Raw genomic sequence first — 12,965 nt, 5'->3', positions numbered from 1 at the left:
ACGGTGATTCAGGGCGCTCTGCACACTCACTTGAATCGGGTGCAGACGTTTCTGGCGATCGTCGAACTGGGTTCATTCACCAAGGCTGCGAACCATCTGAACCTCAGCCGGGCCATGGTCAGTCTGCACATCAAAGCCTTGGAAGCGGCGCTGTCGACGACTCTGTTGTTGCGCAACAGTCGTACTGTGGTTCTTACCGAGGCCGGGCAAAGCTTTTACAACGAATTCAAAGCCATCGTGGCCGATATCGACACAGCTTTTGACCGGGTCATGCACGGCACGAACCGCGTATCGGGAACGTTGCGGATCAGTTCCACCAGTGAATACGGCGAGCGATTCATCCTGCCGCTGATTCCGCTGTTCGCCGAGCGCTATCCGGACATCCGCCTGTGCTACGACTTCAACTCTTCGCTGAATGATCTGCTCGCCGAACGGTTGGATCTGGTGATTCGCCTGGGCAACCTGGCGGACTCGGCTTTCAAGAGCCGGAAGCTGGCGGACTATGAAATCGTACTGGTGGCCACTGAAGGATTTCTGGCCCGCTATCCGGTAAAAACACCGCTGGATCTCAGTGCTGCGCCGTGGATCGCCAACAGCAATTTGCTAACGCCGACGCAGTGGGTTTTACGCGATGGTGTGGGGGAGGCGGCCGAAATCAATGGCGCCGGTCATTTCCAGTCAAACTCCTCGACGGCGATTCGTGCTATGACCTTGTCGTCGATGGGCGTGTCGGTGCTGCCAGCGTGGATGATAGAGGCCGATATTGTCAGTGGGCGTCTAGTCCGCGTATTGCCTGGATACTCGCTGCCCTTGCAGCCGATCAGTCTGGTATTTCCTGATACGCCGCACCTGCCGCACAAATCCCGGGTGTTTATCGATTTCCTGCTTGCACATTTGGGGCGTTGAAATCAAAAGCCCCTCACTGGACGCAACAAAAAGCCCCTGAATCTCTCGATTCAGGGGCTTTCATTTGAACGTTGAGATCAAGCCGCCTCGATCTTCCGATTCAGCTCAACCTTGCCCAGGTACGTCGCGAGCTTCTGCTGCTCCTCCGCCGTGGTGAACAGGCCAAGCTTGGTGCGACGCCACAGAATATCGTGCGCCGTGGTCGCCCACTCTTCGCTGCACAGGTAGTCGACTTCGCGGGTGTAGAGCCCGCCGCCGATGTGCTCACCCATGTCGGCCAGGGATTCCACGCCTTCGAGCATGCGCCAGGTGCGGCTGCCGTAGGTGACGGCCCAGCGCCGGGCGATTTCAGTCGGCACGAAGTCGAATTTGACGCGGATCCGCGCGCTTAGCGCCTCTGGCGTGGTCATGTCTTCACCGCCGGGCAGGGTAGCGGTGGCGGTCCAGCTCGGGCGCATCTGGGTGAAGAACGGCATCAACTGCGCCATCGCCGACTCGGCCAGCTTGCGGTAAGTGGTCAGCTTGCCGCCGAACACCGACAGCAGTGGGGCTTCTTCGGCGCTGCCCGACAGCGCCAGGGTGTAATCGCGGGTGACCGCAGACGGGTTGTCGGATTCGTCGTTGCACAGCGGCCGAACGCCCGAGTAGCTGTGAATAATGTCTTCACGGCTCAGCTGCTTCTTGAAATGCGCGTTGACCACTTTCAGCACGTAATCGGTTTCGCCTTCGGTGATCGTCACTTTCGCCGGGTCACCGGTGTACTCGCGGTCGGTGGTGCCGATCAGGGTGAAGTGGTTCAGGTACGGAATGGTGAAAACGATGCGCTGATCTTCATTTTGCAGAATATGCGCGTGCTCGCCTTCGTACAGTTTCGGCACGATGATGTGGCTGCCCTGAATCAGGCGAATGCCGTACGGCGATTCCATCTTCAGGTCGTCACGGATGAACTTGGCCACCCATGGGCCGGCGGCGTTGACCAGTGCTTTGGCGGTGATCGAAAACAGGCTGCCGTCGGCACGCTCCAGATGCAGATGCCACAGGCCTTTGGTGCGACGTGCGCTGACGCAACGGGTCTGGGTGTGCACATGCGCGCCTTTTTCGCGGGCAGCCATGGCGTTCAGCACCACAAGGCGGGCGTCATCGACCCAGCAGTCGGAGTATTCGAAGCCTTTCTTGATCTCGCTTTTCAGCGCGCTGTCGGCGCCGAACTTCAGGCTTTTCGAACCTGGCAGCTTCTCGCGCTTGCCGAGGTTGTCGTAAAGGAACAGGCCGGCACGAATCATCCACGCTGGACGCAGGTGCGGGCGGTGCGGCAGGACGAAACGCATCGGCTTGACGATGTGCGGCGCCTTGGCCAGCAGCACTTCGCGCTCGGCCAGTGCTTCACGCACCAGACGGAATTCGTAATGTTCCAGATAGCGCAGGCCACCGTGGATCAGCTTGCTGCTGGCCGACGAGGTGTGGCTGGCCAGGTCATCTTTTTCGCAAAGGAACACCGAAAGACCGCGACCGGCGGCATCCGCTGCGATCCCCACGCCATTGATCCCGCCGCCAATCACGGCAACGTCATAGATCTCGGAGATAGGGGGCGTACGCAAGGTAGAGGTGGACATCGGCTGGCCTCGGTTCTTTTGGTTTTATGTCTTGGAAATCGAACATTAATGTTCATTTGCGAAAATGGTAGCCCATAAACACGCGCGCAGCCAGTCGCGTTCGATTGAAAAAACTCATCGAAGGGCGATTAAAAGAAAATTTTCGAACATGAATGCGCGCAAGGACGCAGAAGATGTGTTGCTTGATCGATTGTTTTCGCGAGCAGGCTCGCTCCCACATTTTGCAATGCATTCCAAGTGTGGGAGCGAGCCTGCTCGCGAAGGCGTCGGTTCGGTCAGTGAGGGAGAGGGATCAGACGACTTCCAGACGAATCTTGTGCTGGCTCAGCAACTGCGCCAGCGCCGGTACCGGCTGCTGATCGGTGACCAGGCAATCGATCAGGCTGATCGGCCCCAGTCGAATCATCGCGTTACGCCCGAACTTGCTTGAGTCCGCCGCCAGAATCACCTGCCGCGCGTTGGCAATGATCGCTTGGGAAACGCGAACTTCCTGATAATCGAAGTCGAGCAGGCTGCCGTCCTCATCGATCCCGCTGATCCCTACCAGCGCGAAATCGACCTTGAACTGATTGATGAAATCCACACTTGCCTGACCCACCACACCGCCGTCACGGCGCACGTTACCGCCGGTCAGCAGCACATCGAAATCATCCTTGGCGCTGAGCATCGAGGCGACGTGCAGGTTGTTGGTGATGATTTTCAAGTGGCTGTGATTGAGCAGGGCGCGAGCGATCGATTCGGTGGTGGTACCGATATTGATGAACAGCGAGGCGTGATCGGGGATCTGCGCGGCGATGGCTTCGCCGATGCGTTGCTTTTCGTCGCGCATCTGATCGGCGCGCATCGCATACGCGGTGTTTTCGACACTGGAATCGTAAGCGGCGCCGCCGTGGTAGCGACGCAGCAGATTGGCTTCCGCGAGCTGATTGATGTCACGGCGGATGGTTTGCGGAGTGACAACGAACAGCGTGGCCATTTCCTCGATGCTCACATAGCCGCGTTCGCGGACCAGTTCGAGGATTTGCTGCTGACGGGGAGGCAGATTCATGGGGCTTCCTTTGGGCTGCCGTGCAAAATTTGCCCATGATGCCGCAGGAATCCCCTCCCGACCAGTTTCCAGCTCTAGTCAGTCCTCAGCCTGACTTATTCAGCGTCCTCACGCGCCCAGTCACGGGTGCGGCTGACGGCTTTTTTCCAGCCTTTGTAGAGCTTCTCTTTCTCGGTTTCGTCAAGGCTCGGTTCGAACTCGCGCTCGATCACAGCTTTGCCGCGCAGTTCTTCCAGGCTACCCCAGAAGCCGCAAGCCAGACCGGCCAGATAAGCCGCGCCCAGTGCAGTGGTTTCGCGCATTTGCGGGCGCTCGACCTGGGTGCCGAGGATGTCGGCCTGGAATTGCATGAGGAAGTTGTTCGCCACCGCACCGCCGTCCACACGCAGAGCCTTGAGGCGTTCGCCGGAGTCCTGCTGCATGGCGTCAAGCACGTCGCGGGTCTGGTAGGCGATCGATTCCAGCGCGGCGCGGATGATGTGATCGACGCGCACGCCGCGCGTCAGGCCGAACAGCGCGCCACGGGCATACGGGTCCCAGTACGGTGCGCCGAGGCCGGTGAACGCCGGCACCAGGTACACGCCGTTGCTGTCCTTGACCTTGTTGGCGAAGTATTCGGTGTCGTGGGCGTCGTTGACGATTTTCAGTTCATCGCGCAGCCATTGCACGGTAGAGCCGCCGTTGAATACCGCACCTTCGAGTGCATAGGCAACTTCGCCGCGTGGGCCGCAGGCGATCGTGGTGAGCATGCCGTGCTGGGATTTCACCGCTTTGTCGCCGGTGTTCATCAGCAGGAAGCAGCCAGTGCCGTAGGTGTTTTTTGCCTGACCCGGCTCGACGCACATCTGGCCGAACAGCGCCGCTTGCTGGTCGCCGGCGATGCCGCCGATGGCGATGCCGCTCTTGGTGCGACCGTAGATTTCCGAGGAGGCTTTGACTTCCGGGAGCATCTCGCGCGGGATGTCGAGGATCTCCAGCATCTTCGAATCCCATTCCAGCGAATGGATATTGAAAAGCATGGTGCGCGAGGCGTTGGTGTAGTCGGTGACGTGCACCTTGCCGCCGGTGAATTTCCAGATCAGCCAGCTATCGACGGTGCCGAACAGCAGCTCGCCGTTGCGCGCACGCTCGCGGCTGCCTTCAACGTTGTCGAGGATCCACTTCAGTTTGGTCCCGGAGAAGTACGGGTCGGTGACCAGGCCGGTGGTGTCGCGGATGTAGTCTTCGTGGCCATCGCGTTTGAGCTGCTGGCAGATCTCGGTGCTGCGGCGGCACTGCCAGACGATCGCGTTGTATACCGGCCGGCCGGTGGTCTTGTCCCAGACCACGGTGGTTTCACGCTGGTTGGTGATACCGATCGCGGCCACTTGGTCATGATGCAGGCCGGCCTGGGCCAGCGCTTCAACCATCACCGCGCTCTGGGTGGCGAAGATTTCCATCGGGTCGTGCTCGACCCAACCGGCCTGCGGGTAGTGCTGAACGAATTCGCGCTGCGCGGTGCAGACCACGTTCGCATCGCGGTCGAAAATGATCGCGCGGGAGCTGGTCGTACCCTGATCAAGGGCAATGATGTAGTTCTTGTTCTGAATGTCGGTCATGTCGATTGCCTTGGACGAAATAAGGGAGAGTGGGCCGTGGCGCCGGCTCGGATGGGCAGGAGCCGGCGCCGACTGTTTCAAGAAGTTCTTGGTTTGCCGTCAATGGCCGGTTCTGCATCCTTTGTAGCAGGTGTGGCGCCGGTCAGGTGACGGGCGATAAGCCCGCGATACCCGGCAGCGCCGAGGCAGGCACCGACAATCGGTGCAAAAATCGGAATCAGGAAATACGGAATATCTCGACCGCCAGTGAAGGAAATTTCACCCCAACCGGTAAAGAAAGTCATCAGTTTCGGACCGAAGTCACGCGCCGGGTTCATCGCGAAACCGGTCAGCGGACCCATCGCACTGCCGATCACGGCAATAAGCAGACCAATCAGCAGCGGCGCCATCGGGCCGCGTGGCAGACCGTTGTTGTCATCGGTCAGGGCCATGATCACGCCCATCAGGATCGCGGTGATGATCATCTCGACCAGAAATGCCTGGGCCGTCGACAGCACCGGGTTCGGGTAGGTCGAGAACACCGACGCCAGTTCGAGGCTGGCAGCCGAGCCGCGAACCATCTGGTGGGTTTGTTCGTAATCGAAGAACAGATTGCTGTAGAGCGTGTAGACCAGCAACGCGCCGCAGAAGGCGCCGGCGATCTGCGCAAGGATGTAGAACGGCAATTTGCGCTTTTCGAAGTCAGCGAAGATTGCCAGAGCGATGCTCACGGCCGGGTTCAGGTGCGCGCCGGAAACCCCGGCGGTGAGGTAGATCGCCATGCTCACGCCGACGCCCCAGATGATGCTGATTTCCCACAGGCCGAAGCTGGCGCCCGCGACTTTGAGCGCGGCGACACAACCGGTGCCGAAGAAGATCAAAAGGGCAGTGCCCAGGAATTCGGCCATGCATTGGCCGGAAAGCGATGGTTGCGGTAAAGCAGCTGTCATTGAAAACCTCGGTTCTTTTTCTTGTGTAGCGCCTTGCCAACGGAGCAGGGCGCGATCTTCACCGGGTCGGAATCCCCATTCGGTTCCCGGGTTACTGCTGGGTACTGCGCGGAGCATGATTCTTACATTATTCAGATTCGAAAAAATATAGACAAGAAACAAACCTGTCAAAGGTCGAAAGTGAACCGTCGGTCACAATAAAACTATTCGCCGTGTGAATGATCAGCGCGGCGATCAGCTTGAATACAGCGCAAAGCCACGGGATTTGCGGCTTGGAATAGAGCCTTTTGCCCAACGATGACCTAGAATCGGCCGCAGCTTTTTCAAAGATTGCCGAACCCGGAGCTGCCATGACCCCAGCGTTGGACTTGTTGAAAAAAGTTCGTGCCGAACATCGCGTGCACAGTTACGAACATGATCCGAAGGCCGCGTCCTACGGGCTGGAGGCAGCGGAGAAGCTTGGGCTTGAACCGGCGCAGGTGTTCAAAACCTTGCTGGCCGCCAGTGAAAAAGGCGAACTGCTGGTGGCCGTGGTGCCGGTCGTCGGAACGCTCGACCTCAAAGGGCTGGCCCATGCCGCCGGAGTGAAGAAAGCCGAAATGGCCGACCCGGCTGCCGCGCAACGTTCAACCGGTTACTTGTTGGGCGGCATCAGCCCGCTCGGGCAGAAGAAACGCCTGCGCACCTTCATCGACAATTCCGCTCAGGGGTTCGCCACTATTTATGTAAGTGCCGGACGGCGAGGACTGGAAGTGGAATTGGCACCGGCGGTGCTGGCAGAGCACACTCAAGCGAAGTTTGCCGATATCGGCCGCGCGTAGTTTCAAAATCGGCTGTATGAAGAAAAAAATCAGATTCTGTCACTGGCACTGATCCGGCCCGCCAATGCATGCTCGGTTGACCAATTCAGGGAGAAAATCATGCAGCTTGCGTTTCATCAGGTCGACGCGTTCAGTGATCGGCCGTTCAGTGGCAATCCGGCGATGGTCTATCGGCTCGACAGCTGGCTGGCCGATGACTTGATGCAGAAAATCGCCGCCGAGCACAACCTGGCGGAAACCGCGTTTCTGGTGCGCGAAGGCCAGGCCTGGCATATCCGCTGGTTCACCCCGACCACTGAAGTGCCGCTGTGCGGGCATGCGACGTTGGCCAGCGCGTTCGTACTGTTCGAAATCCATAAGGAAAGTGCCGAGCGTATCGACTTCACCTGCAAGTCCGGCCCGCTGAGTGTCAGCCGTGAAGGCGACCGGTTGTGGCTGGATTTTCCAACCATCGTGCCGTCGGAAATCGGCGTGACGCTGGATGTCGAGCGGGCGCTCGGTGTCGAGGCGGTTGATGTACTCGGCTCCAACGAGCTGTTCGTGGTGCTGGATTCGGAACAGGCCGTACTCGACTGCAAACCCGACATGGCGGCGCTGGCGAAACTGCCGTGGCTGGGCGCGATTGTCACTGCGCGTGGCAATCAGCATGACTTCGTCTCGCGCTATTTCGCCCCGGCGATCGGCATCGATGAAGACCCGGTGACCGGTTCAACCCATTGCAGCCTGATTCCGTACTGGGCCAAGCGTCTGGGCAAATCGAACCTGACCGCGTGCCAGCGCTCGGCGCGGGGCGGGGAGTTGTTCTGTCGGTTGGAAGGGGAGCGAGTGAAGATTGGCGGCAATGCGACGCTGGTGGCCAGCGGCACCCTGTTTTTAGGCTGAGGCAATACCAACTGTGGGAGCGAGCCTGCTCGCGAAAGCGCTCTTTCAGTCAACATCTTCGGCGACTGAAACACCGCATTCGCGAGCAGGCTCGCTCCCACAATTTTTATCCAGTGCGGATCAGAGGCTGGTGCTGAATCGACGGACGCCGTTTTCCACCGCCGGAATCTGTGCCGCAGTGCTGCCGGATGCCTGGAACAACACCAGGTGATCCGCCGCTACGCGAATCCCGACCTGCGCGCCGACCAGATGATCGGCATGGCTGGGGAAGATCGATTCCAGCTGCGCGCCAGTCGGCAGTTGCAGGCGATACAAGGTCGCCGCGCCGAGGAATGTCTTGCCGACAATCTGCGCCTGCAATGCGCTGTCCGGCGCGTAAACAATGTCATCCGGACGCAGCAGCACATCCACCGCACCGCCAATCGGCCAGGTATAGGCGCGATTACCGCGCAGTTCACCCAACTCAGTCTGCACCGACTCCGGACTGACGAGCTGGCCGCGAATGAAGTAACCCTGACCGATGAAGCTGGCGACATACGGCGTCGCCGGTTCGTGATAGAGGTTATAGGGCGTGTCCCACTGTTCCAGCCGACCTTCCTTGAACACACCAACGTGATCGCTGACGGCGAAAGCTTCTTCCTGATCGTGGGTGACCAGAATTGCACTGGTGCCACGGGCCTTGAGGATGTCGCGCACCTCATGGCTGAGCTTGCGGCGCAGCTCGCCATCGAGGTTGGAGAACGGCTCGTCGAGCAACAGCAGTTGCGGCTCCGGCGCCAGGGCACGAGCGAGGGCGACGCGCTGTTGCTGACCACCGGACAACTCGTGGGGGAAGCGCTTGCCGAGGTTTTTCAGGTTGACCAGTTCCAGCAGTTCCTCGACCACGCGCGCCTTGTTCGGGTGCTTGCGGATGCCGAAGGCGATGTTGTCGGCCACGCTCAGGTGCGGGAACAGCGCGTAGTCCTGGAACACCATGCCGATCCGGCGTTTCTCCGGCGCCAGGGTGAAACCGGCGCTGGAGAGGGTTTCGCCACCGAGGGTGATTTCGCCTTCGTGCACCGGTTCGAAACCGGCGATGGCGCGCAGGGTGGTGGTCTTGCCGCAGCCCGACGAGCCGAGCAGGCAGCCGATGTCGCCGGCATTGAGGTGCAGATTGAGGTTCTGCACCACGCGTTGATCTTGATAGCCGCAAGCGAGGTTGCGCAGGTTCAGCAGTAATTCATGGCTCATGCGTGGTGATATGCCGGTTCGACGAGGAACTCGAGCAGGGCCTTCTGTGCGTGGAGACGGTTTTCTGCCTGATCCCAGGCGACGGAGCGCGGGTCATCGAGCAGGTCGAGACTGATTTCTTCGCCACGGTGCGCCGGCAGGCAGTGCATGAACAGCACGTCCTCGGCAGCGAGGTCGAGCAGGGCACGATTGACCTGGAACGGCGCGAACAGCTTGAGGCGCTTGGCAGTTTCCTCTTCCTGGCCCATCGAAGTCCAGACGTCGGTGCTGACCAGATGCGCGCCACGCACGGCATCCTGCGGATCGCGGACGATGGTCACGCGATCGCCAGCTCTGGCGACAAACTCGGGATTCGGCTCGTAACCTTCCGGGCAGGCCACGCGCAGCTGGAAGTCGAACTGAATCGCCGCTTCTATATAGCTGTTGCACATGTTGTTGCCGTCGCCGATCCAGGCCACGGTCTTGCCCTGGATCGAGCCACGGTGTTCAAGAAAGGTCTGCATGTCGGCGAGCAACTGGCACGGGTGCAGATCATCGGACAGGCCGTTGATCACCGGCACGCGTGAGTTGGCGGCGAATTCGGTGAGGGTGCTGTGGGCGAAGGTGCGGATCATCACCGCATCGAGCATGCTCGACATGACGATGGCGCAGTCGCTGATCGGCTCGCCACGGCCCAGTTGCGTGTCGCGCGGGGACAGGAAGATCGCCTGGCCGCCGAGCTGGATCATGCCGGCCTCGAAAGAGATCCGGGTACGGGTCGAGGATTTCTCGAAGATCATCCCCAGCACGCGGTTTTTCAATGGCTCGAACAGTACGCCGCGGTTACGCAGGTCCTTGAGCTCAACGCCTCGACGGATCACGCTGACCAGCTCTTCGGGCGTGCAATCCATCAGGGAGAGAAAGTGCCTTGCGCTCATCATTGACTACCTTTTTGCTACAGACCGCAGATGCTCAAAGCCTTGTTTAACGGAACAACGGGCGAGACCTGCGGCGTAAGCCGCACGGGGCGACGAAATAGGGGGAGGCGCGATATTGACACTAAATGTCGCGTTACGCCAATAGGCTACGGTTTCTGCGGGATCGGACAGCGGACCGAATAATTCGATCGCGCCTGTTGAAGCCGAGTTGATTGCAGCAGCGAGCCTCTTTGTACACTGGCCCCGCCGCGCTTGGCAATGCGCCGCGACGGCATCAGTTCGGCTTGCTCGGGTTACGACCGCTGCGCCAAGGTTTCGCTTGGTCGGATGATCAGACTGAAACATTTGCTAAAGCAAAGTGCTAGGTTATAAATAAGTTTCGAGCGACGCAGGAAGCCTCCGCATGGAATCGAAAGAACAACTGTTAATGGAACTGCTGGGCCACACGGCTCGCTCCCTGACCCATCTCACCGCGTCAGTTACGTCGATGTCTTTCGAGTTGCTGCGCAGTGACGACGAAGTGGTCAAATCCGCCGGTCGACACATGATCGATCGCATGGCCACTATCAGCGCCGGGCTTGATGAGCATTGGCGTCTGATCGGCGAACTCACCGGCGTGCACGTCGCCCATGAGCAGATCGAAACCATCCAGGAAATCCAGCTGGCTGCGCCGCCGCAGTTGCCGCCGAATTGATGCGGGCGGTTTATCGGCTGTCCTGATAACCGTCGATTCACAAGACGAACGTCGCTGGCGCCGCCTCCGCGCACGGGCCATAGTTTTGTTCCCGCGGGCGTGATTGCCTGCCTCCGAACAAGATAGAGACTGGCCATGACCAAGACTCTTCACCACCGTGCATGCCACCTGTGCGAAGCCATCTGCGGCCTGACCATCGAAACCACGGAAACCGATGGCAACGTTGCGATCACTTCGATCAAGGGTGATGCCCTCGACACTTTCAGTCGTGGTCATATCTGCCCAAAAGCCGTGGCCCTGCAAGATATTCAGAACGATCCCGACCGCCTGCGCCAGCCAATGCGCCGCGTCGGTAGCGAATGGCTGCCGATCGAATGGGACGAGGCGTTCGCGCTGGCGGCCGAGAAACTGGCGACGATTCAGGAACGTCACGGGCAGAACGCCGTTGCGGTGTATCAGGGCAATCCGAGCGTGCACAACTACGGCCTGATGACCCACAGCAATTACTTCCTGGGGTTGCTGAAAACCCGCAATCGCTACTCGGCAACGTCGGTCGATCAACTGCCGCACCACCTCAGCAGCTATCTGATGTATGGCCACGGTTTGCTGCTGCCGATTCCGGACATCGACCACACCGATTTCATGCTGATCCTCGGTGGCAATCCGTTGGCGTCGAACGGCAGCATCATGACCGTGCCGGATGTCGAGAAGCGTCTGAAGGCGATTCAGGCGCGCGGCGGCAAAGTGGTGGTGGTCGATCCGCGCCGCAGCGAAACCGCAGCGATGGCCGATCAGCATGTGTTCGTTCGCCCCGGTGGCGATGCGGCGCTGTTGTTCGGCATGCTCAATACGCTGTTCAGCGAAGGCCTGACCCGCGACAGTCATTTGCCGGTCGATGGCCTGGATGAGGTGCGCAACGCCGTGGCATCGTTCAGTGCCGAAGCCATGAGCCCGTTGTGCGCGGTGCCGGCCGAGCAGATCCGCCAACTGGCGCGCGACTTCGCTGCTGCGCCGAGTGCGGTCTGCTACGGGCGCATGGGCGTTTCGACGCAGGCCTTCGGCACCCTCTGTCACTGGGTGGTGCAGTTGATCAATTTGGTCACCGGCAACCTCGACCGCGTCGGCGGTGCTTTGTGCACCGAACCCGCTGTGGATCTGGTGGCGTCGACCTCGGGCGGGCATTTCAACAAATGGCAGAGCCGGGTTTCCGGGCGTCCTGAATACGGCGGCGAGTTGCCGGTCTCGGCGCTGGCCGAAGAAATGCTCACGGAAGGCGAGGGGCAGATCCGCGCGCTGATCACCGTGGCCGGCAACCCGGTGTTGTCGACACCCAACGGCCGGCAACTGGAGCAGGCGCTGGACGGCCTCGACTTCATGCTCAGCATCGACCTGTACATCAACGAAACCACGCGCTATGCCGATCTGATCCTGCCGTCGACCTCGGCGCTGGAAAACGATCACTACGACACCACGTTCAACCTGTTCGCCGTGCGTAACGTGACCCGCTTCAATCGCGCCATCCTCGCCAAGCCCGAGGGTGCGCTGCACGACTGGGAAATCTTCGTCGGGCTGGCCAAGGCCTTCGCCGAGAAAACCGCCAAGGAACTGAAACCGACGATGCCGCCGGCGAAGATGATCGACATGGGCCTGCGCATGGGCCGCTACGGCGATGCGTCCGAGCACAAGCTGTCGCTGGCGACCCTGTACGATCATCCCCACGGCATCGATCTGGGTGCGTTGAAACCGAACTTGGCGTCACGTCTGAAAACGTCGAATCAGCGTATCCAGGCTGCACCGCCGGAGATCCTCGCCGACCTCGCGCGCTTTGCCGCGTTGCAGGCGCCGGCTGCTGATGAATTGTTGATGATCGGCCGCCGCCATGTGCGCAGCAACAATTCGTGGATGCACAATTTTCATCGGCTGGTGAAGGGCAAGCCACGGCATCAGTTGCTGATGCACCCGGATGACCTGGCCAGACGTGGTCTGGCCGACGGGCAACGGGTTCGGGTGAGCTCGCGGGTCGGGCAGATTGAGGTGGAAGTGCTCGCCAGCCTCGACATGATGAAAGGCGTGGTCAGCCTGCCCCACGGGTGGGGCCACGCGCGCCCGGGCGTGCAGATGGCGATTGCCAGCGGCCAGCCGGGGTCGAGCGCCAACGACCTGACCGACGAGTGCCAGCTCGACGAACTGTCGGGCAACGCGGCGTTGAATGGCGTGCCGGTGACGGTGGCGGCGGCTTGAGCGGGTCTGTCGGGGAGACCGAGCATGGCGCTCGGGATTCCGTTACAATGCGCCACCGTGCCGACCTCTGAGTCGGAAAGTTCAGC

At 60.3% G+C, this 12,965-nt stretch carries 11 protein-coding genes; 5 read left to right on the top strand and 6 right to left on the bottom strand.

From position 1 onward, the window contains the following. The first annotated feature begins 18 nt into the window (after positions 1 to 18). Entirely contained in the window at positions 19 to 906 is an 888-nt protein-coding gene (locus ACZ0AZ_RS03110) for a LysR family transcriptional regulator (protein ID WP_463538824.1), read from the top strand. Positions 907 to 983: 77 nt separating this feature from the next. Here the strand turns inward: ACZ0AZ_RS03110 and glpD are convergent, their stop codons facing one another. From glpD to ACZ0AZ_RS03090, 4 genes are all read right to left on the bottom strand, one after another. Next, a complete protein-coding gene (gene glpD, locus ACZ0AZ_RS03105) occupies positions 984 to 2,519 on the bottom strand; it encodes a glycerol-3-phosphate dehydrogenase (protein WP_463538689.1) in 1,536 nt (511 codons plus the stop codon). Between the two features lie 292 nt (positions 2,520 to 2,811). Continuing rightward, the gene (locus ACZ0AZ_RS03100) at positions 2,812 to 3,567 is read right to left on the bottom strand and encodes a DeoR/GlpR family transcriptional regulator (protein ID WP_007953179.1); all 756 of its coding nucleotides are present in this window, start codon (positions 3,565 to 3,567) and stop codon (positions 2,812 to 2,814) included. 95 nt (positions 3,568 to 3,662) lie between these two features. Further along, a complete protein-coding gene (gene glpK, locus ACZ0AZ_RS03095) occupies positions 3,663 to 5,165 on the bottom strand; it encodes a glycerol kinase GlpK (protein ID WP_024014162.1) in 1,503 nt (500 codons plus the stop codon). 77 nt (positions 5,166 to 5,242) lie between these two features. Beyond that, on the bottom strand, positions 5,243 to 6,094 hold the full coding sequence (locus ACZ0AZ_RS03090; protein ID WP_042607374.1) for an MIP/aquaporin family protein: 852 nt from the start codon (positions 6,092 to 6,094) through the stop codon (positions 5,243 to 5,245). A 350-nt stretch (positions 6,095 to 6,444) separates the two neighbouring features. Here ACZ0AZ_RS03090 and ybaK point away from each other — a divergent pair, with 350 nt between their 5' ends. Together ybaK and ACZ0AZ_RS03080 are read left to right on the top strand one after the other, a co-directional pair. Further along, complete coding sequence (gene ybaK / locus ACZ0AZ_RS03085) at positions 6,445 to 6,915, top strand: Cys-tRNA(Pro) deacylase (RefSeq protein ID WP_039758379.1); 471 nt, start codon at positions 6,445 to 6,447, stop codon at positions 6,913 to 6,915. Positions 6,916 to 7,014: 99 nt separating this feature from the next. Further along, positions 7,015 to 7,797, top strand: a complete 783-nt coding sequence (locus ACZ0AZ_RS03080; RefSeq protein ID WP_415761628.1) for a PhzF family phenazine biosynthesis protein — start codon at positions 7,015 to 7,017, stop codon at positions 7,795 to 7,797. 120 nt (positions 7,798 to 7,917) lie between these two features. Here the strand turns inward: ACZ0AZ_RS03080 and ACZ0AZ_RS03075 are convergent, their stop codons facing one another. Together ACZ0AZ_RS03075 and argF are read right to left on the bottom strand one after the other, a co-directional pair. Beyond that, positions 7,918 to 9,027, bottom strand: coding sequence for an ABC transporter ATP-binding protein (locus ACZ0AZ_RS03075; protein ID WP_039758375.1), 1,110 nt, complete (start codon positions 9,025 to 9,027; stop codon positions 7,918 to 7,920). Continuing rightward, a complete protein-coding gene (gene argF, locus ACZ0AZ_RS03070; RefSeq protein ID WP_039758373.1) occupies positions 9,024 to 9,944 on the bottom strand; it encodes an ornithine carbamoyltransferase in 921 nt (306 codons plus the stop codon). Before argF ends, ACZ0AZ_RS03075 begins: the two co-directional genes overlap by 4 nt. 403 nt (positions 9,945 to 10,347) lie before the next feature. Between argF and ACZ0AZ_RS03065 the strand changes: the two genes are divergently transcribed. Together ACZ0AZ_RS03065 and ACZ0AZ_RS03060 are read left to right on the top strand one after the other, a co-directional pair. Further along, positions 10,348 to 10,638 (top strand): hypothetical protein, encoded by a 291-nt coding sequence (locus tag ACZ0AZ_RS03065; RefSeq protein WP_016773401.1) that lies wholly within the window; start codon positions 10,348 to 10,350, stop codon positions 10,636 to 10,638. A 135-nt stretch (positions 10,639 to 10,773) separates the two neighbouring features. Next, positions 10,774 to 12,879 carry a molybdopterin oxidoreductase family protein gene (locus tag ACZ0AZ_RS03060; protein WP_463538688.1) on the top strand — a complete coding sequence of 702 codons (2,106 nt, stop codon included), beginning with the start codon at positions 10,774 to 10,776 and terminating at the stop codon, positions 12,877 to 12,879. Positions 12,880 to 12,965: the final 86 nt, after the last annotated feature.

The sequence above is a fragment of the Pseudomonas sp. AC239 genome (assembly GCF_979258545.1).
The sequence above is the reverse complement of the archived record's forward strand: the minus strand, read 5'-3'. Positions and strand labels throughout refer to the sequence as shown.